Source organism: Pseudomonas sp. YeP6b (assembly GCF_025642995.1).
In the GTDB taxonomy this organism is placed as follows: Bacteria; Pseudomonadota; Gammaproteobacteria; order Pseudomonadales; family Pseudomonadaceae; genus Aquipseudomonas.
On record NZ_CP080090.1, the window covers coordinates 3,358,483 to 3,376,833 of the forward strand.

The 18,351-nt window shown below is 61.9% G+C and carries 18 protein-coding genes; 7 read left to right on the forward strand and 11 right to left on the reverse strand.

Features of this window, described 5'->3' with window-relative positions:
• Positions 1 to 40 precede the first annotated feature (40 nt).
• Genes KZH41_RS14915 through KZH41_RS14925 form a run of 3 tightly spaced genes read right to left on the reverse strand, consistent with a single transcriptional unit; the run spans position 41 to position 3,021 of the window.
• Positions 41 to 1,294 carry an EAL domain-containing response regulator gene (locus tag KZH41_RS14915; RefSeq protein WP_263272717.1) on the reverse strand — a complete coding sequence of 418 codons (1,254 nt, stop codon included), beginning with the start codon at positions 1,292 to 1,294 and terminating at the stop codon, positions 41 to 43.
• Positions 1,295 to 1,303: 9 nt separating this feature from the next.
• Positions 1,304 to 1,687, reverse strand: a complete 384-nt coding sequence (locus tag KZH41_RS14920; RefSeq protein WP_242149316.1) for a response regulator — start codon at positions 1,685 to 1,687, stop codon at positions 1,304 to 1,306.
• Positions 1,672 to 3,021, reverse strand: coding sequence for a sensor histidine kinase (locus KZH41_RS14925; RefSeq protein WP_242149318.1), 1,350 nt, complete (start codon positions 3,019 to 3,021; stop codon positions 1,672 to 1,674). The genes KZH41_RS14920 and KZH41_RS14925 overlap by 16 nt, the downstream gene beginning before the upstream one ends.
• Before the next feature lie 363 nt (positions 3,022 to 3,384).
• Here KZH41_RS14925 and KZH41_RS14930 point away from each other — a divergent pair, with 363 nt between their 5' ends.
• Entirely contained in the window at positions 3,385 to 4,458 is a 1,074-nt protein-coding gene (locus KZH41_RS14930) for an NAD(P)-dependent alcohol dehydrogenase (RefSeq protein ID WP_094950545.1), read from the forward strand.
• A 54-nt stretch (positions 4,459 to 4,512) separates the two neighbouring features.
• On the opposite strand, the gene KZH41_RS14935 is transcribed toward KZH41_RS14930, so the two are convergent.
• Genes KZH41_RS14935 through KZH41_RS14965 form a run of 7 tightly spaced genes read right to left on the reverse strand, consistent with a single transcriptional unit; the run spans position 4,513 to position 10,813 of the window.
• Positions 4,513 to 5,889 carry an ATP-binding protein gene (locus KZH41_RS14935; RefSeq protein ID WP_263272719.1) on the reverse strand — a complete coding sequence of 459 codons (1,377 nt, stop codon included), beginning with the start codon at positions 5,887 to 5,889 and terminating at the stop codon, positions 4,513 to 4,515.
• Complete coding sequence (locus KZH41_RS14940) at positions 5,886 to 6,548, reverse strand: response regulator (protein ID WP_242149321.1); 663 nt, start codon at positions 6,546 to 6,548, stop codon at positions 5,886 to 5,888. Before KZH41_RS14940 ends, KZH41_RS14935 begins: the two co-directional genes overlap by 4 nt.
• Before the next feature lie 11 nt (positions 6,549 to 6,559).
• On the reverse strand, positions 6,560 to 7,204 hold the full coding sequence (locus KZH41_RS14945; RefSeq protein WP_242149324.1) for a tetratricopeptide repeat protein: 645 nt from the start codon (positions 7,202 to 7,204) through the stop codon (positions 6,560 to 6,562).
• Complete coding sequence (locus KZH41_RS14950) at positions 7,201 to 8,010, reverse strand: SDR family oxidoreductase (RefSeq protein ID WP_242149327.1); 810 nt, start codon at positions 8,008 to 8,010, stop codon at positions 7,201 to 7,203. The genes KZH41_RS14945 and KZH41_RS14950 overlap by 4 nt, the downstream gene beginning before the upstream one ends.
• On the reverse strand, positions 7,997 to 8,671 hold the full coding sequence (locus KZH41_RS14955) for a TenA family transcriptional regulator (protein WP_094950540.1): 675 nt from the start codon (positions 8,669 to 8,671) through the stop codon (positions 7,997 to 7,999). The genes KZH41_RS14950 and KZH41_RS14955 overlap by 14 nt, the downstream gene beginning before the upstream one ends.
• Positions 8,668 to 10,146 carry an AMP-binding protein gene (locus KZH41_RS14960; RefSeq protein ID WP_263272722.1) on the reverse strand — a complete coding sequence of 493 codons (1,479 nt, stop codon included), beginning with the start codon at positions 10,144 to 10,146 and terminating at the stop codon, positions 8,668 to 8,670. The genes KZH41_RS14955 and KZH41_RS14960 overlap by 4 nt, the downstream gene beginning before the upstream one ends.
• Positions 10,136 to 10,813 (reverse strand): thermostable hemolysin, encoded by a 678-nt coding sequence (locus KZH41_RS14965; RefSeq protein ID WP_094950538.1) that lies wholly within the window; start codon positions 10,811 to 10,813, stop codon positions 10,136 to 10,138. The genes KZH41_RS14960 and KZH41_RS14965 overlap by 11 nt, the downstream gene beginning before the upstream one ends.
• 157 nt (positions 10,814 to 10,970) lie before the next feature.
• Between KZH41_RS14965 and KZH41_RS14970 the strand changes: the two genes are divergently transcribed.
• From KZH41_RS14970 to xylB, 6 genes are all read left to right on the forward strand, one after another.
• The gene (locus tag KZH41_RS14970; RefSeq protein WP_263272724.1) at positions 10,971 to 11,522 is read left to right on the forward strand and encodes a cytochrome b; all 552 of its coding nucleotides are present in this window, start codon (positions 10,971 to 10,973) and stop codon (positions 11,520 to 11,522) included.
• Positions 11,523 to 11,704: 182 nt separating this feature from the next.
• Positions 11,705 to 13,237, forward strand: a complete 1,533-nt coding sequence (locus tag KZH41_RS14975; RefSeq protein WP_263272726.1) for a sugar ABC transporter ATP-binding protein — start codon at positions 11,705 to 11,707, stop codon at positions 13,235 to 13,237.
• Complete coding sequence (locus KZH41_RS14980) at positions 13,230 to 14,222, forward strand: ABC transporter permease subunit (RefSeq protein WP_094950535.1); 993 nt, start codon at positions 13,230 to 13,232, stop codon at positions 14,220 to 14,222. The genes KZH41_RS14975 and KZH41_RS14980 overlap by 8 nt, the downstream gene beginning before the upstream one ends.
• Before the next feature lie 34 nt (positions 14,223 to 14,256).
• Positions 14,257 to 15,189, forward strand: coding sequence for an ABC transporter substrate-binding protein (locus tag KZH41_RS14985; RefSeq protein ID WP_094950534.1), 933 nt, complete (start codon positions 14,257 to 14,259; stop codon positions 15,187 to 15,189).
• A 21-nt stretch (positions 15,190 to 15,210) separates the two neighbouring features.
• On the forward strand, positions 15,211 to 16,203 hold the full coding sequence (locus KZH41_RS14990; RefSeq protein WP_242149331.1) for a LacI family DNA-binding transcriptional regulator: 993 nt from the start codon (positions 15,211 to 15,213) through the stop codon (positions 16,201 to 16,203).
• A gap of 16 nt (positions 16,204 to 16,219) precedes the next feature.
• Positions 16,220 to 17,680 (forward strand): xylulokinase, encoded by a 1,461-nt coding sequence (gene xylB, locus KZH41_RS14995; protein ID WP_263272728.1) that lies wholly within the window; start codon positions 16,220 to 16,222, stop codon positions 17,678 to 17,680.
• 157 nt (positions 17,681 to 17,837) lie between these two features.
• Here xylB and KZH41_RS15000 read toward each other — a convergent pair whose 3' ends face one another.
• On the reverse strand, positions 17,838 to 18,281 hold the full coding sequence (locus KZH41_RS15000) for an Lrp/AsnC family transcriptional regulator (protein WP_094950531.1): 444 nt from the start codon (positions 18,279 to 18,281) through the stop codon (positions 17,838 to 17,840).
• Positions 18,282 to 18,351 lie beyond the last annotated feature (70 nt).

Consider the following 18,351-nt stretch of genomic DNA (forward strand, 5'->3'; position numbering starts at 1 on the left):
GACCCGCTCGCCACAGTTGCCGGGGGCTGATCAAGGGCTCTCACTCCCTCGGCAGGCGCTCCAGTAGCAGGCGCTCCAGGGTTGCTGCAGGTAACGGCCGGCTGAACAGATAACCTTGAATCTGATCGCAGCCAGCGGCCTTCAAAAACGCCAGTTGTTCCTGGGTTTCCACGCCCTCGGCCACTACGCGCAGGTCCAGGCTGTGGGCCAGTTCGATAATGGTGCGGGTGATGGCCGCGTCCTGCGGGTTGGTGGTGACTTCGCGGATAAACGCGATTTCGATCTTCAAAGTGTCGATGGGAAAGCGGCGCAAATAGGCCAGGCTTGAATAACCGGTGCCGAAATCATCAATAGCAATCTTCACCCCCATGGCCCGCAGGCGCTGCAAGCTGGTGATGGTGTGATGGGTGTTTTCCATCAGCGAGCTTTCGGTCAGTTCAACTTCCAGCCAATGCGCTTCAACCCCGGTTCCGGCGAGGATCTGCACAATATCGGCAATCAGGTCGCCCTCGATCAATTGATGCCCGGAGACGTTGACCGAGACCTCGACGGCGCCAACGAGGTTGCGTTGCCACACGGCGATCTGTTGGCAGACAGTCTCGATCACCCAGCGCCCAACCGGCACGATCAAGCCCAGGCTTTCCAGCACGGGCACGAAGACCGCAGGGGAGACCGCGCCGTAGCCTGGGCGCTCCCAGCGCAGCAGCGCTTCGAGGGCGCAGATCTGGCCGCCGAGCAGCTCGACCTTGGGTTGGTAATGCACAGTGAACTGATGAGTTTGAACCGCCTCACGCAGGGCGTTTTCAAGGTCCTGGCGCGCCAGGTCGTGCACGCTCATGCCTGCCGGTTCCGGCGTTTGCCGTTGCAGTTGTTGCTCAAGCATCAGGTTATGGATCTTCAACTGATCGCCACGCGCTTTGAGCCGCAGCAGGTTGCGCACCCGCAGCCACAATTCGACACGCTCCACCGGTTTGCTGAGGAACTCCTCGGCGCCGCTTTCCAGCCCGCTGACGCGTGCGCTCGACTCACTGAGCGCCGACAGCATGATGATCGGAATACTCGCCGTGGTTTCGTTGCCCTTCAAGTGACTGGCCACCTCGTAGCCGTCCATGCCCGGCATCATGATGTCCAGCAGGATCAGGTCAGGCGGCTGTTGCGCCACCAACTGCAAGGCTTCCTCACCGCTGGCGGCACTCAGGGTCTGGTAGCCCTCGTGTTGCAGCAGGGTTTCCAACAGCTTGCGAACCTGGGGTTCGTCATCAACGATCAATAGCGTTGCGGGTTGGCTGGCCATGGAGAGGACTCATGTAAGAGGGCTGATGTGTTGTTGCAGCAGGCTGTCGATGATCTGGTAAAGCTCTTTGTAGCGCAGCGGCTTGATGATGTAGGCGTCGCACCCGGCCAACCGGGTTTTTTCGCGGTCTCCCTTCATGGCCATGGCGGTCAGGGCGATCACCGGAATGTGCGCGGTGTCGGGGTCTTGCTTGAGCAATTGGGTGGCGGCGAGGCCGTCCATTCCGGGCAGCTGGATATCCATCAGGATCAGCGCCGGCTGTTTTTCCCGCGCCAGGGTCAGGCCGGTCTCGGCATCCGCCGCCCACAACACCGTGTGACCGACATTGACCAGCAATAACCGCGCCAGGCGCATATTCGCCTGGTTGTCTTCGACGATCAGGATTTCGGCCATGTGGCCTCCGGCGCACGATGCAAGGGCAGCCACACCACAAAGCGGGTGCCCACGCCTTCGCGGCTGGCGACGGCGACGCTGCCGCCATGCAGGTCGGTGAGTTGCTTGACCATCGCCAGCCCGAGGCCCGTGCCTTCGAATTTGCGCGCCAGGCTGCTGTCGATCTGGCTGAACGCCTTGAACAGCTTGCTCATGTCGTTTTCGGCGATACCGATGCCGGTGTCGCTGACGCTCAATTCCAGAAAGCGCTCGTGGCTGCTGGGTTGCAGGGCGAAGCCGTGGGTCGGCCAATCGCCGGGAATCTGCCCAACCTGAGCGTGGCTGACCTCGCGTACCGCCAGGGTCACCGAGGCGCCGTGTTCGCTGAACTTCACCGCATTGGCCAGCAGGTTGTAGATGATCTGCTTAGTCTTGCGCAGGTCCAGTTCCAGGGTGCCGAAATCGCCCTCACATTCGAGCTTCAACTGGATGCGTTGCAGCGCGGCTTTCTCGCGCACGATCAATAAGCTGTTGGCCAGCAAGCCGGCGAGTTCAACCGCCTCCAGCTCCAGGTCCATCATCCCGGCCTCGACCTTGGACAGGTCGAGAATGTCGTTGATCAGCGACAACAGATGCTGGCCGCTGGTGAAGATGTCGCCGATGTACTCGCGCTGCACCTCGCTCATGTCGCCGACCAAGCCGTCCTTCAAGGCCTCGGAAAAACCGATCACCGCATTCAGTGGCGTTCGCAGCTCGTGGGACATGGTGGCGAGGAACTCGGACTTCATGTGGTTGGCGTGTTCCAGCTCCAGGTTCTTTTCTTCCAGCGCACGTTCGAAGCCTTTGCGTTCGGCTTCTTCCTGTTTGCGCGCAGTGTTGTCGGTGCCGATCAACAGGTAGCCGATGATCGTGTCGTGGCGATTGCGCAAGGCCGTCACCGAGACCATCGCCGACAGGCGGCTGCCGTCCTTGCGGATGTAGGTCAGCTCGTAAATGTCTTCGATGCCGCGTGAGGCTTTGAATACCAGGGCTTCAAAGCCTGGGTTGATGGGCGTGTCCAGCTCCAGGCTGAGAGCGGCGGCGCGGGTGATCAGCTCGGCGGGGTCGGAAATGTCAGCAGGGGTGACGCGGTTCAGCACGTCTTCGGCGGCGTAGCCGAGCATGCGCTCGGCGCCGACATTGAAGATTTGGATCACGCCTTTTTCGTCGGTGGCGATACTCGAAAAATAGGCGCTGTTGAAGATTGCGTCCTGCAGGGCGCCGGTCTTGAGCAGGGTTTTCTGGCGTTTGAACTCGACGATCTTTTCGGCCCGCGATTGCGGTTCCAGCGGTCGGTCGGTGGGGCTTTTATCCATCGCGGTGGCGTTCCGGGAACTTCAGGCCCGCCATCATCGAATGGTGATGGCGCAGAGCATGCTCACAGAAGATCGCGCCAAGGCGACGAGCAGGAGATGAGGTCTTTGGACAATAGCAGATGCTGCGCTCAGCGCCGTACGAATGCACTCATACGTTCCGCTATCGTCATGCTCAGAGCGCCACGCTACGGATGATCCGGGTACTGTCATCGGGGTCGGTAACGCTGTGGAACCCCAAGGAATGGGCCAGGCACCCAATGCCCGGTCAATTGCACAGGGCAATCGCGGGATTGTTGATCATGATCAACGTGCACGGCCCCATCACGGCGCAGTCTGGTATTCCCTGGAGCAGGAGATCACCCCATGGCTACCATGAGAGCCGCTGTTTTCGTTGAAAAAAACCGCATCGTTCTAGACGACAAACCGATTCCCGAAGTTGGTCCGCTGGACGCATTGGTACGTATCACCACCACGACTATTTGCGGCACCGACGTGCATATCCTGCGCGGCGAGTACCCGGTGGCCAAAGGGCTGACTATCGGCCATGAGCCGGTGGGCGTGATTGAACGCCTGGGCTCCCAGGTACGCGGTTTTGTCGAGGGCCAGCGGGTGATCGCCGGCGCCATCACCCCCAGCGGGCAAAGCTATGCCTGCCTGTGCGGCTGCGGCTCCCAAGACGGCCCCGACACACGCCATGGCTTTCGCGCCGCCGGCGGCTGGAAATTCGGCAATACCCTCGACGGCTGCCAGGCCGAATACGTGCTGGTTCCTGATGCGCTGGCCAACCTGTGCCCGATTCCCGATGGCCTGAGCGACGAACAGGTGCTGATGTGCCCGGACATTATGTCCACCGGTTTTTCCGGCGCCGAGCGCGGCGAGGTGAGCATTGGCGATACGGTGGCAGTCTTCGCCCTGGGGCCTATCGGCCTGTGCGCGGTGGCGGGCGCGCGGCTCAAGGGCGCGTCGATGATCATTGGCGTCGACGGCGTCACTGAACGCATGGGCGTGGCCCGAGGCCTGGGGGCCACCCATATCATCGACTTCAAGAAAGGCGATGTGGTCGAGCAGATCATGGCCTTGACGGACGGCCGTGGGGTGGATGTGGCCATCGAGGCCCTGGGCACCCAAGGCACGTTCGAGTCGGCATTGCGGGTGCTGCGTCCGGGCGGGCGCGTGTCCAGCCTGGGGGTGTACTCCAGTGACTTGCGTATTCCCTATGATGCGTTTGGGGCGGGGCTGGGGGATTACAGCATCGTGTCGACCCTGTGCCCCGGCGGCAAGGAACGCATGCGCCGGTTGATGGCCGTGGTGGCCAGCGGCGGGGTGGATCTGTCGCCGCTGGTGACGCACCGTTTCAAACTTGACGATATTGAGGCCGCCTATGAGCTGTTCGCCCACCAGCGCGACGGCGTCATGAAAGTCGCGATTACCCCCTGAAGACCTGCGCATAGGCGGCTAACGCTCGGGCAAGCCTTCGCGAAGTGGCTGGGGTTATTCGTCAAGTGATCGCGGGATCTGCAGGGAGGCTCTCAACCCGCCGTCAGCCAAATTATCCAGGCTGATATGCCCCCCAAGACGTTGGGCGATGGTCTGTACGATGGTCAGCCCCAAGCCTGCCCCTTCGGCATTGCCCCTGCTGTAGAACAGCTCGAAGAGCCGATCGCGCTCGTTCTCGTCAATGCCGGGGCCTTGGTCATCCACGTTCAGTTCGAAACCGCTGGTGTTTTGGCGCAGGCCCACCGTGATCACCCCGTGTTCCGGTGAGAAGTTTGCCGCGTTGGTCACCAGATTGGTCAGGGCGATATTGATGGCGGACGCCTCGGACCTCACGCTGTAGTGCGCATCATCTACGTCAAACACCAATTCCAGGCCCTTGCTCAGCAGCCAGGGCGTCAACTGAATCAGCGTGTCACGCACGGTGGTCGCCAGGTCGATGGCCTGCACCGGTGGTTGCCCGGCGCTGGGCTCCAGACGGGCCATGGTCAGCAATTGGTTGACCAGGCGGCTGGTGCGGTCGACGCCCGTGATCAGAAATGCGAGGGACTCGCGCCGTTCGGTTTCAGTGCCGGCTTCCAACAGGTTTTGCGCGTGCACGCGCAAAACCGCCAGGGGCGTGCGCATTTCGTGGGCGGCGTCGGCGATAAAGCGCCGCTCGCGGCCGAGCACTTCCTGGATCTGTGCCAGCATGCGGTTCAGCGCGGCTTGCATCGGTTCCAGTTCCATGGGCAGCGGGGTCAGTTGCATCGGTTCCAGGGAGCCGGAATGCCGTGCGCGCAAGGTGGCGGCCATATTGGCCAGCGGCTTGAGCCCCCAACCGATGGCCAGCCAGACCATCGCAGCCAGGATCAGGCTACCCAATACATTGGGCCACAAGGTGTGGCGCACGATGCGGCCTACCAGGTCGGAGCGCACGTCGTCGCGTTCTCCTACCCAGATCCGCAGCCCGGTGTCTTTGTCCTTGAGCACAAAGCCGCGCCACTCACGGCCATTGAGGTCGTTGACATTGCTGTACCCGGGTTGGGCGGGCGGCGTGGCAAATGAGGGGGCGCTGGCGGTAAACACCATCAGTTCACCCTGGGGGCTCCACACTTGAAAAGCGATTTTGCTTTCGTAAGGGTGCCCGTCCACCTTGGGTATGGCTTCGCCCAAGGCTTTGTTGAACGCCCGATACAGGTCAGCCTGATCTTTACTGGCCAGCGGCATGCTCATGACGCCCTGGAGCAGGCGCGCGTTCTGCGCCAGTTGGGCGTCGTAGACTTCGGCTATTTCGTGGTTGCTGTCATGCAGGTTAAGCGCGCTGATCACCAATAACCCGGAGAGCAGCAGGCCGATGATCAACGTCAGGGTGCGCCGCCGAATCGACGTCATCGACGCTCCTCCACCAGGTAGCCAACGCCGCGAACGGTGCGGATCAGCTCACTGGAGAACTTTTTGCGCAGGTGATGGATGTGCACCTCCAGGGTGTTGCTTTCAGCTTCTTCGTTCCAACCGTAGAGCAACTGCATCAACTGGTCGCGGGTCATGACGCGCCCGGGCGGCGAGAGCAGTTCGTGCAGCAGTTGATATTCTTTGGGCGTCAGCAGCACGGTTGCGCCGTTGTAGCTGACCTGTTGCGTGCTGGGGTTCAGGCAAATGCCCGCATGTTCGATCAGTACCTGCGCACGCCCGGCGCTACGGCGCAGTAGCGCCCGCAGGCGTGCCTTGAGTTCGGCCAGGTCGAAGGGTTTGATCAGGTAGTCATCGGCACCGGCGTCGAGCCCGGCGATGCGGTCTTCGGTGGCATCCCGCGCCGTGAGGATCAGCACCGGCACGTTGGCGCCGCTGTCACGCAGGCGACGCAATACTTCCAGCCCATCCATGCGCGGCAGGCCCAGATCGAGCACGACCACATCAAAGGTTTCGCTGAGCAGCGCATGCAAGGCGCTGCTGCCATCTTGCAGCCAGTCAACGGTGTAGCCCTCACGCACCAGCGCCTGGTGAATACCTTCGCCCAGCGCTACATCATCCTCGATCAGTAATAGCCGCACATGGACTCCTGTCAGTTGAGTTTCTTGTCGACGTCGGCCAGTAAGCCTTCGATCTCTTTGCGGCGTCCGGTATCGGCAGTTTCCCGACCTGGCCGTGGCGCGGCCAGCAAGGCTTTGCGCAGGGCGTCCCGGGCTTCGCCATAGCGTTTTTGCCGGTACAGGTGGTCGCCCCAGAAATACAGACTATCAATGCCCGCCGGGTTCAGTTGCAAGGCCTGTTTGAGTAACTGTTGCGCCTTGTCGGCGTCGCCAAAGCCGATCGGCCAGCCGGGTACACGGTCGTACAGCGCCGCCAGGCTGGTATAGGCCGAGCCTTGCAGGGCCTTGGGGTCTAGCGCGAGTGCTGTTTCCAGGTCGACCTTGGCTGCCTTGACCTTGCTCAATGCGCCGAGCCCACCTTGGGCGCCGCCCCAACTGCTGGAGACAATCCCGGCCCAGATCCACGCTTCGGCAGCCTGGGGGCGGGCTTGGGTGAAAGCGTTCGCCTGGGTGGCGAGCTGTTCAAAGGCCTGGGTACGCTGCTCCTCGGGCAGGTTGTATTGAATATGCGCCCAGCGCGTCTGGATGTCAGCCAGGCGCTGCTGATCGCCCGCATCCAGGGCCCAGGTGAAGGGGCTCAGGGCGGTGAGCAGCAGCGCAACGAAAAGACGTTTCATGGATTTAGATCCTTATTCACGGGTTTGTCGCTCAAGCGACGTACCAATGGCAATTGCTTGCGCAAGCCACGGTCGACCAGGTTCGGCAACAGGCTGTTGAGGCGCACAAAGAAGCGCTCCGGCCAGCCCAAGTACAGATCGCGACGATCCTTGGCGATTGCCTGGGTCACGGCCGACGCGACGATGCGCGGGTCATCGACGTTGGACTTAAGGGCCGTGTTCAAGGCCTGCGCCGCCTGGCTGTTCATGCGCGTATGGGTGGCGCGCGGCGCCACGTACAACACACCCACCCGCGTATCGGCCAACTCCCGGCGCAACGCCTCGGAAAACCCGCGCAAGGCAAACTTAGTGGCGCAGTAAGTGGCATAGCCGGGGTAGCCGATGGAACCGTAGGTGGAGCCGACGTTCACCACCATGGCGCTCTCGGCTTGCTTGAGCAGGGGCAACAGCAGCTTGGTCAGGCAGATCGGCGCGGTGATGTTCAACGCCAGCATGCCGTTGATTTCGTTGTCGTCCAGCTGTTCAAGCATGGCGAAGTGATTGATGCCGGCGGCGTTGATCAGCAGGTTGACACCGCCGATGGCCTCGGCCGCGGCCAGCACTTTGCGGCGGTCGGCGAGGAAGGTCAGGTCGGCACTCACCCAACACAGCTGCTGCGGGTATTGGTCGAGCAAGGGCTCCAGCGGTGCGCGATGGCGTGCCACGGCCAGCACTTGCGCCCCGCTGGCACACAGGGCGTCGGCAATCGCCAGGCCGATACCGCCACTGGCGCCGGTCAGCACGACGCGGGCATCAGACAGGCGCATGAGCAGCCTCCCCGATACGCGGCAGGTTGCGGAACATGTCGGTATAAAGGGCGTACACCACTTTTGACGCATGGATCACGGCAGCCTGGTCGTCCGGGTCTTGCAGGCTGTTCATCAAGCGGCGGTAGGTTTCCATATGGCCGATGTCCAGGGAACCGTGGGAGCTGAGGTAACTGAACGCCGTGGCAGGCAGTTGCAGGCGTTCGCGAATGCTGCCGGCGGCGTGAGTGGCCAGGGCGATGCTGGTGCCTTCGAGCACATTGACCATGCCGAACAGACCCACCGGGTTGCCGCGGGCGATCAGGTCATAGAGGTAACTGACCATCAGTTCGATAGGCAAACCCGGGCGCCCGTCACGTACCGCATCCTTGTCGCCGCCACAGGCGTGGATGTCATTGAGCACCCATTGCTCATGCCCATATTCATCCTCGATGTATTCGCAGACGGCCTTGCGCAGCCATTCCAGGTGCGAGGGCAGGCGCGCGCCACAGGCCATCATCAACGGCACGGTATGACGAACGTGGTAGTAGGCCTGGGCAAGAAACGCGCGATAGCTCTCCAGGCTGACTTTACCTTCCAGCGCATCCCGAATGATCGGCAGGCTGAACAGTGCCTGGCGTTCCTGTTGGGTGGCCTCTTGCAGCGTGTCGAAAAAATTCACGATGGGGTTTCCTCTTTTTGTGCGGTAGACAGTTGGGTTTGATAACGCGCGACGATGGCGTCGCGCCGTGGCCGGCCGTTGGCAGTGAGCAAACCGTTGGCGGCGCTGAAGGGTTCATCCAGGCGCGTCCATTGATGCACTTGGGCGTAGTCGGGCAAGGTGCTATTGACTGTGGCCACGATGGCGGCCAGTTGGGCGTCGGTGCAGGCGTTGCTATGGGGCCAGAGCAACGCGTGATTCTCGGGCAGGGCTTCGCCATAGACGAACGCCTGGGCGATGACGCCGCCTTGGGTCAATTCGGCCTCGACCCAGTCTGGGTTGACGTTGCGGCCGTAACTGGTCACGAACTGATGTTTCTTGCGGCCCTTGAGGTAGAGAAAGCCGTCTTCATCGAAGGCGCCCAGATCGCCGCTGGGCCACCACTGCTCGGGTTGTTCGCTGTGACCCAGGTAGCCGAGCAAGGTCGAGCCTTTGATCAGCACTTCATCGTCTTCGGCCAAGCGGATTTCCACGTGGGGCAGGGGCCGGCCGACGCTGCCCGGGCGCTGCGCATCGGGGCGATTGAGGCATACCACCGAGGCACATTCGGACAGCCCGTAACCTTCAAACACCGGCAGGCCCAACTGTTGTGCCCGGTGCAGCAAGGCTTTGGAAACGCGCGCACCACCCACCGCAGCAAAGCGCAGCCCTCGCGGGCTGAACGCCTTCTGTTCGGCGGCGATGACTAACATCAGCAGTAATTGTGGGACCAGAATCAGGCTGTGGGGCTGACGCTCCGCCAGGCAACCGAGCAATTGCGCGGCGTCCACCGCACTGGCGCCCTGGATACCCAGGCTTCTCTGGCTGGGCACACTCAAGGTGGCGCCGGCATACAGCGCGGCGTAGCAACCGAGGTTTTCGAGCAAAATCGCGATGGGCAGCAGCGCCAAGTGGTGACGTGGGTCGGTGGCGTGGCTGGCCTGGTGCAACTCGCGAGCAACCCGCAGCACGCTATCGGCACTCAGGCATACGCCCTTGGGCGCCCCGGTGGTGCCGGAGGTGAATGTCACCTTGGCCGTGCCCGACGGCATCGAAGGGCGGTCTGCAAAGATTTTGCACCAGAAGTCGCCGCCTTGGTGGTAACCGGCGGCCAACAGCTCAGCCTCAAGATACGGCTCGGCGATCACCCGTTCGGCGTGGCTTTGCTCAAGGCAATGGGCACGCTGAGCAGGGCTGAAAAACGGCGGCAGGGTCAGGCAGGTCAAGCCCTCGAACAGTATTGCCAAGTCCCACAGCATGGCCTCGACGCCGTTGTCCAAGGCCAAGGCGACCACGTTCACGCCTTCATCACGCAGGCGTTGCTGGCGATAGGCAACCTCGGCAAACAGTGAGGTGTAATCCATTTTCAACGTATCGCCCCACAGGGCGATGGCGCCGTCGTTACGTTCGGCATAGCCGCGCAGCACAGCGTGGAAGCGTCGGGTTTCAGGCGACATGGCTGGTGTCCTCAAAGGTAGTGGGCAACCCAAGGCGTGAGAACAGGCCCATGTTGCGCAAGTGGATGAACCCGGCGCGGATATTGCCGACATGCACCCAGGGTTGGCTTTCGTAGTAACTGCCCCAGTGATGGCGGTCATCGCCCAGGCGTTGCGGGTCGGCCGCGCACAGGGTGACCGGCTTCAACCCCAGGCGGTGGAAGCTGTTGACCAGGCCGATATTGCCGGTGAACGCCACCCACTCCAGGCCGCCCATGGCCAGTAACCAGGTCACCGCGATGATGCTCAGGCGCGCACTGCCGGTGTCGCTGGCGGCCAGGTTGCCGACTTCGGCGATGGCGTGGCGCTCTACCGTTTGCTCGGCGGCGGCACTGATCAGCGGGTCGATCGGATGGTCCAGGTAACGCTCCAGAAACAGCGGCTCGTCACCTGCCAGCCGTACCCCGGCGACCGCACACAGGTCGCCGTTAGCCTGGCTGACGCCAAACAGCTGAGGCATGAAGTGTCGGATGTCGGCGCCATGGGCAATGCGAAAACGCTGTTGGATAAACGCCTCGAATGCCGGGCGCTGTGGGTCGTGGGGCAGGGCGCGGGCTAGGCGCAGTTGTGCACTGTCGGCCTGGCCGAACAGCAGGGGCAAAGAAGTCTTCCAATCGATATCGGGCATTGGCGGTACGCCTCCCACGTGATGTTGGGAGGAGTATTAAGGGCATTTCTTAACGAAGTCTGAAGGTGGTGAAAATGATCGGTTTGCCGATCTTCAGACTGCCTTAAGACTGGGGCGGCAGGGTAGCGCCACCATTCACGCAGAAGGCTTGTACCCCATGACTCAAAATCCGCTGACACCGCGCTACGCGAGACTCTCGATGACCCTGCACTGGCTGATGCTGGCGCTGTTTGTCGGCGTGTACACCTGCATTGAAATCAAAGGCCTGCTACCGCGAGGCAACGCGCTCAAAGGACTGTTCCTGGGGGGGCACTCGCTCTTCGGGATCGCGATTTTTGTGCTGGTGTGGCTGCGCTTACTGGGGCGTCTGGCGCCCCGTCCGGCGATCCTGCCCCGTCCGCCTCTGTGGCAGACGGCCGCGTCGCACCTGATGCACTGTGCGCTGTATGGCTTGATGATTGTGACGCCGTTGTTGGCCTGGCTGATGCTCAACGCTGCCGGCAAGCCGGTGCCGTATTTTGAGTTTGCGTTGCCGACGTTAGTAGCGCCGGACCCGGACCTGGCCAAGCAATTCAAACACTGGCATGAGTGGCTGGGCAGCACCGGGTATTGGTTGATCGGCCTGCATGCGGCCGCTGGGTTGTTCCACCATTACTGGGTGCATGACAACACCCTGGTGCGCATGCTGCCCAAGCGTTACGGGCGCTGAAAACGTTGATGGCTGAAAGCTTGTGCGCGAGCTTTCAGCCAACAGAGATTTATCACTTCTGCGCTTGATGAAACGTTTAACCAAACGATAAACAGCACACGCAAGCGCTTGCGTAAGCAAATGTATCTGGCATAGAGTCGGCGGCACTCGCCTACAAAAATAATAATGCCAGGAGCTCATCCATGAGCCTTGAACCCTTGCTTGAGATGCAGGGCATCAGCAAAACCTTCAACGGTTTGCGCGTGCTCAAGAATGTCGGTCTGAAGGTCTACCCCGGTGAAATTCACGCGTTGATGGGGGAGAACGGCGCCGGCAAATCGACCCTGATGAAAATCCTCTCCGGCGCTTACCAGGCCGACCCCGGCGGTGAAATCCGCATCGACGGCCAGCCCGTCGCCACCTTCGACCCCGCCACCGCCAAGACCCTCGGCATCGCCGTGATCTACCAGGAACTGAGCCTGTGCCCGAACCTCAGCGTGGCCGAGAACATCTACCTGGGCCGCGAACTGCGGCGCGGCTGGACCATCGACCGCAAGGGCATGCAAGCCGGCTGCGTCGAGGTGCTGCAACGCCTGGGCGCCGAGTTCAAACCCACCACGCCGGTGAGCAGCCTGTCGATTGCCGAGCGCCAGTTGGTCGAAATCGCCCGCGCGCTGCATGCCCACGCCAGGATCCTGGTAATGGACGAGCCGACCACGCCACTGTCATCGCGTGAGACCGACCGCCTGTTTGCGTTGATCAAGCACCTGCGCAGCCAGGGCCTGGCGATTATCTACATCAGCCACCGCATGGCTGAGATCTATGAGTTGTCGGACCGGGTCTCGGTGCTGCGCGACGGCCAGTACATCGGCGAGCTGACCCGCGACGCGTTGTCGGCCGAAGTGCTGGTGAAAATGATGGTGGGCCGCGACCTCTCCGGTTTCTACAAGAAGGAACACGCCGCCTATAACCCCGGCAACGTGGTGATGCGCGTGCGTGACATGGCCGATGGCAAGCGCGTGCGCAATTGCAGCTTCGACCTGCACGCCGGTGAAGTATTGGGCATTGCCGGGTTGGTCGGGGCAGGGCGCACGGAGCTGGCGCGGCTGATCTTCGCCGCCGACCCGCGCACCTCCGGCACCCTTGAAGTGGTCGGCAAAACCGTCACCCAACTGCGTAACCCGGCGGACGCGATTCGTGCGGGCGTGGTTTACCTCACTGAAGACCGCAAGGCCCAGGGCCTGTTCCTGGACATGAGCGTGGCCGATAACATCAACGTGTGCGCCTGTGTGCCGGACGCGCATGCCGGTGGCGTGCTGGATCGCGGCCATGCCGCGCAGCGTTCAAATGACGCGATCAAGTCGCTGTCGATTCGGGTGGCATCGGGCAAGGTCAATGTCGGCGCCTTGAGCGGCGGCAACCAGCAGAAAGTGCTGTTAGCACGGCTGCTGGAGGTCAAGCCGCATGTGCTGATCCTCGACGAACCGACGCGGGGCGTGGACATCGGCTCCAAGTCCGAGATCTACCGCATCATCAACCAACTGGCGCTGGCGGGCGTTGGCATTGTGGTGATCTCCAGCGAGCTGCCGGAAATCATCGGCACGTGCGACCGCGTGCTGATCATGCGCGAAGGCCAGTTGGTGGCCGAAGTCGGCGGGGCTTCGGGCCACGCCATCTCCCAAGAACGCATTATTGACCTCGCCACTGGTGGCGATCAGGTGGCTGCCCATGGCTGATTCAAACAACAACACACTGACCCTCGCGCCCGTCGGCAAAGCGGAGCGCGTTCGTGAGCTGATGCGCACCGTTGGCATGTTGCCGGTGCTGGTGTTGCTGCTGGTGGGGTTTGCCCTGGCCAGTGAGAACTTTCTCACCGTGCAGAACCTGTCGATCATCACCCAGCAAGCCTCGGTGAATGTGGTGCTGGCGGCGGGCATGACCTTTGTGATTCTGACGGCGGGCATTGACCTGTCCGTCGGCGCGATTCTCGCGGCGTCCGCTGTGGTCGCGTTGCAGGCCTCGATGTCGCCACAGTTCGGCATGTTCGGGATTGCTGCCGGCATCGGTTTCGGCCTGTTGCTGGGCCTGGTCAATGGCGGGTTGATCGCCTTCATGCGCTTGCCACCGTTTATCGTCACCCTCGGTGCACTGACCGCCATGCGTGGCCTGGCGCGCTTGTTGGCGGATGACAAGACCGTGTTCAACCCCGACCTGCCGTTTGCGTTTATCGGCAATGACTCGGTGCTCGGCGTGCCGTGGCTGGTGATCATCGCGGTGGCGGTGGTGGTGCTGTCGTGGTTCATCCTGCGCCGTACCGTCATGGGCGTGCAGATCTACTCAGTGGGCGGCAACCCCGAGGCGGCGCGGCTGTCGGGAATCAAGGTGTGGAAAGTCTTGCTGTTCGTCTACGCCATGTCCGGTGCATTGGCCGGGCTTGGCGCGGTGATGAGCGCTTCGCGCCTGTTCGCGGCCAACGGCCTGCAACTGGGGCAATCCTATGAGCTGGATGCGATTGCCGCGGTGATCCTGGGCGGCACCAGTTTTACCGGCGGTGTCGGCACCATCGGCGGCACGCTGATCGGCGCGCTGATTATCGCGGTACTCACCAACGGCCTGGTGCTGCTGGGCGTGTCGGACATCTGGCAGTACATCATCAAGGGCATCGTGATCATCGGCGCGGTGGCGCTGGATCGCTATCGCCAGTCCGGTGCGCGCACCTGAGTTCACTCCTACAACAATCACAAGAGAGACCCGCATGAACCTTAAACGCCTGTTTCCCGTTATTGCCTTGGCTGCCTTGATGTCAAACGCCGTGCAAGCCCGTGAACTCAAAGCCCTGGGCATTAGCATGGGCTCGCTCGGCAACCCGTATTTCGTGACCCTGGCCGACGGCGCCACTGCACGAGCCAAAGAGCTGAACCCCAACGTCAAGGTGACCTCGGTGTCGGCCGACTATGACTTGAGCAAGCAATTTTCGCAGATCGACAATTTCATTTCGTCCAAGGTTGACCTGATCCTGCTCAACGCCGTCGACCCATCGGCCATGGCCTCGGCGATCAAGAAAGCCCGCAGTGCCGGCATCGTCGTGGTGGCCGTGGATGTGGACGCCAAAGGCGTGAATGCCACGGTGCAAACCGACAACGTTGAAGCCGGCAAGCTGGCCTGCCAGTTCCTGGTGGACAAGCTGGCGGGCAAGGGCAATGTGATCATTCAGAATGGCCCGCAAGTCACCGCCGTGACGGACCGCGTCAAAGGTTGCAAGGCTGCATTGGCTTCGGCGCCAGACATCAAGGTGCTGTCCGATGACCAGGACGGCAAAGGCTCGCGCGAAGGCGGCCTGAACGTGATGCAGGGCTACCTCACGCGCTTCCCGAAAATCGACGGCCTGTTTGCGATCAACGACCCGCAAGCGATTGGCAGTGATTTGGCGGCCAAGCAGCTCAAACGCAGCGCCATCCTCATCACCTCGGTGGACGGTGCGCCGGATATCGAGAATGCACTGAAGACTGACACGCAAATCCAGGCCTCTGCCAGCCAGGACCCGTGGGCCATGGCGCAGACAGCGGTGAATGTGGGCAATGACTTGCTCAATGACAAAGCCCCGGCCGAAGCGGTTATCCTGCTTACGCCAAAACTGATCACCCGCGACAACGTGGCTACTTACAGCGGCTGGTCGAGTAAACATTGATTCACTGAAGAGGAAAGCGTCGTGGTCACCATGGATGACGTGGCAAGCAGGGCGGGTGTGTCGACGTCGACTGTGTCCCACGTGTTGAACGGCACGCGCAAGGTCAGCCCGGCCACGGTGCAGGCGGTACAGCGCGCGATCGCCGAGTTGGGTTACATCCCCAATACCCTGGCGCGCTCGCTCGCCCGTTCGAGCACCAGCACGATAGGCGTGGCGATCTCGGCGCTGTCCAACCATTACTTCAGTGAAACCGTGCACGCGATTGAAACTGAATGCGCCAAGCACGGTTACATGATGCTGTTTGTCGAGCCCCACGACGACCCGGAGCAGGAGCTGCGGGTGGTCACAGCGCTGCATCATCGGCGCGTCGATGGGATTCTGCTGGCACCGTCCACCGGCACGAAGGCTCTGGAATATTTGCAGGCCAATCAAGTGCCGACGGTACTGGTGGACCGCATGATGAGCGCGCAGTTTGACCAGATCGGGGTGGAGAATACCCAGTCGACCCAGGCCCTGATCGCGCACTTGATTGAGCACGGGCACCGGCGTATTGGCTTTATTGCCGGGCGTGCGGGGCTTGGCACGACCGATGAACGCGTGGCGGGTTATAGGGCTGCCTTACAGGCGGCTGGTTTGGTGTTTGATCCGCAGTTGCTGGTCAACGGCGGCTCCAGCAGTGAACCGGCACGGGCCGCGACTGCGCAGTTGCTGGCCTTGGCAGCACCGCCGACGGCGATCATGGCAGGCAATAACCTGATGACGCTGGGCGCCATGCACGCCCTGCGTGACGCGCAGATTGAGGTGCCGAGGCAGATCGCCCTGGTGGGCTTTGATGATTTTGACTGGGCGGATTTTTTCGTGCCGCGCCTGACCTTGATTGCTCAACCGGTCAAGGAGCTGGGCGCGCGCGCGGTACAAATGCTGCTGCAACGCATGGCCACGCCAGCCGCGCCGGTACACAGCGTGCGCCTGGCGCCGAGCCTGCAATACCGTAATTCATGTGGCTGTATTTGATCGGAATGAACCACGTATGAGCAGTCCTGTTTCCCTCGGTATTGATCTGGGCACGTCGGAACTCAAGGCGATCCTGATGGACGCCAGCGGCGCCGTGTTGGCCCATACCGGTGTGCGCCTGAGTGTTTCCCGGCGCCATAGCGGCTGGTCTGAACAGGCGCCGCAAGATTGGTGGCAGGCTTGCTTGCAGGCGCTCGACCAGTTGCGCACACATGAGGCTTTCAGTCGTGTGGCATGCATTGGATTGTCTGGGCAGATGCACGGGGCGGTGTTGCTCGGGGATGACAACCGCGTGTTGTACCCGGCCATCCTGTGGGACGACTCGCGCGCTGTCGCCCAAGCGCAACAACTCGGCCCAGGCTTTGCCGAGGTCACCGGTAGCTTGCCGATGGCCGGGCTGACCGCGCCGAAACTGCTGTGGCTGCAACAGCATGAGCCCGAGGTGTTCCAGGCGATTGATTGCATTCTGTCGCCCAAGGATTACCTGCGCTTGCGCTTGAGTGGTGAGCGCATCAGCGACATGTCCGATGCCGCCGGCACACTGTGGCTGGATGTGGCGCACCGTCAATGGTTTACCCCGATGGTACGCGCCACCGGGCTTGCACCTGCGCAGATGCCCCAGCTAGTGGAAGGTGGCGCGGTGGCAGGGCGCGTGACGGCAGCCGGGCTGGGCCTGTCGCCCGCCGTGGTGATTGCCGGTGGCGGCGGCGATAACCCGGTCGCCGCCGTCGGCATCGGCGCGATCAATGCCGGTGACGGCTTCATCACCCTGGGCACCAGCGCGGCCATTGTTGCGATCACCGATCACGCCGCCGGCAACCCGGCCAGTGCGGTGCACAGTTTCTGTCACGCATTGCCCAACCGCTGGTACACCATGGGCGCGATGCTCGCCGGCGCCAGTTGCTTGCGTTGGGTGACGCGGCTGACCGGCATGCCGGATGAGCAAACGTTACTGGACCAAGTGCAGGTACAGTTGCCGATCGGCCAACCGGTGCCATTGGATACGCCATTGTTTCTACCGTACCTCGCCGGTGAACGCACGCCGCATAACGACCCTTTGCTGCGCGGCGGTTTTATGAGCCTGGGCCATGACTGCACACCGGCAATGCTCGGTTATGCGGTAATGGAAGGCGTAGGGTTTGGCTTACTGGATGCCTTGCGCGCCGTGCAATCTGCGGGTGCCAGCGTGGGCGCGTGTGCATTGGTGGGCGGCGGGGCGCGTAGCGAGTACTGGGCGCAGTTACTGGCGAACATTCTGCAGCGGGAGATTTTCACCTTGCAGGGCAGTGAACTGAGTGCGTGTATTGGCGCGGCGAAACTTGGGTTTCTGGCGATTGGCGAGGGCGCGCATCTGCTGGAGGCAGGGATGCCGGTCAAGGCCAGGTATTGGCCTGACCTGGCTCAGCAGCCGGTGTTGCAAGCCCGGTATCGCAAGTTCCAAGGGTTGTTGACGGCGGCGAAGACGCTGCAGGCTTGAGAAACTGCCGCTTCTACTGTGGCGAACGGGCTTGTTGTGGCAAGCCCGTTCGCTACAGTAGATCAAGCCGTATGACTGGCCAACCGGCGCAGTACGCGGTCCAGCGAGGTCGTCCCTGACACAATAGCGATCCGGTCATTACGTTAGTGACACAAGATCACTCATCAACCAGCGGCGGCAATCGGCGTTTAACCGGGGTTTTCTTGACGATAGCGGTGTTGGTTTCGGCATAGGCGTTGATCCGGTCGAGCAACGTGTCCAGATGGTCCATGGTGCGCACGTGCAGCCGCGCGATAAAACAGTCCTCGCCGGTGACCTTGTCGCACTCGGTGAATTCGGGAATCGCCTGGATCTGGCGCTCCACTTCCTGCAACTTGCCCGGCAAGGGGCGGATGCGCACGATGGCCTGCAGCAGGTAGCCGAAGTGCTTGGGGTCGATATCGACCGTGTAGTGCGTCAGCACGCCGCGTTCTTCCAGGCGGCGCAGGCGTTCGCCGACGCTGGGCGAAGACAGCCCGGTGATACCCGCCAGGGCCTTGAGCGACAGACGCGAGTCATCCATCAAAGCTGCGATCAGTTTCTGGTCGATAGTGTCAATCATGCCGTGTGCCTAATAAGAAAAGGTGATTTCGAGGTTTTGCCTTTTTTAGTCGCTGGAGCCGCTGACCAGC

Coding starts and splice junctions, on each gene's coding strand:
- KZH41_RS14965 (WP_094950538.1), bottom strand. CDS start 10,813: ATGCCCGATATCGATTGGAAGACTTCTTTGCCCCTGCTGTTCGGCCAG.
- KZH41_RS14920 (WP_242149316.1), bottom strand. CDS start 1,687: ATGGCCGAAATCCTGATCGTCGAAGACAACCAGGCGAATATGCGCCTG.
- KZH41_RS14935 (WP_263272719.1), bottom strand. CDS start 5,889: ATGACGTCGATTCGGCGGCGCACCCTGACGTTGATCATCGGCCTGCTG.
- KZH41_RS14960 (WP_263272722.1), bottom strand. CDS start 10,146: ATGTCGCCTGAAACCCGACGCTTCCACGCTGTGCTGCGCGGCTATGCC.
- KZH41_RS14970 (WP_263272724.1), top strand. CDS start 10,971: ATGACTCAAAATCCGCTGACACCGCGCTACGCGAGACTCTCGATGACC.
- xylB (WP_263272728.1), top strand. CDS start 16,220: ATGAGCAGTCCTGTTTCCCTCGGTATTGATCTGGGCACGTCGGAACTC.
- KZH41_RS14980 (WP_094950535.1), top strand. CDS start 13,230: ATGGCTGATTCAAACAACAACACACTGACCCTCGCGCCCGTCGGCAAA.
- KZH41_RS14945 (WP_242149324.1), bottom strand. CDS start 7,204: ATGAAACGTCTTTTCGTTGCGCTGCTGCTCACCGCCCTGAGCCCCTTC.
- KZH41_RS14950 (WP_242149327.1), bottom strand. CDS start 8,010: ATGCGCCTGTCTGATGCCCGCGTCGTGCTGACCGGCGCCAGTGGCGGT.
- KZH41_RS14985 (WP_094950534.1), top strand. CDS start 14,257: ATGAACCTTAAACGCCTGTTTCCCGTTATTGCCTTGGCTGCCTTGATG.
- KZH41_RS14915 (WP_263272717.1), bottom strand. CDS start 1,294: ATGGCCAGCCAACCCGCAACGCTATTGATCGTTGATGACGAACCCCAG.
- KZH41_RS15000 (WP_094950531.1), bottom strand. CDS start 18,281: ATGATTGACACTATCGACCAGAAACTGATCGCAGCTTTGATGGATGAC.
- KZH41_RS14975 (WP_263272726.1), top strand. CDS start 11,705: ATGAGCCTTGAACCCTTGCTTGAGATGCAGGGCATCAGCAAAACCTTC.
- KZH41_RS14925 (WP_242149318.1), bottom strand. CDS start 3,021: ATGGATAAAAGCCCCACCGACCGACCGCTGGAACCGCAATCGCGGGCC.
- KZH41_RS14930 (WP_094950545.1), top strand. CDS start 3,385: ATGGCTACCATGAGAGCCGCTGTTTTCGTTGAAAAAAACCGCATCGTT.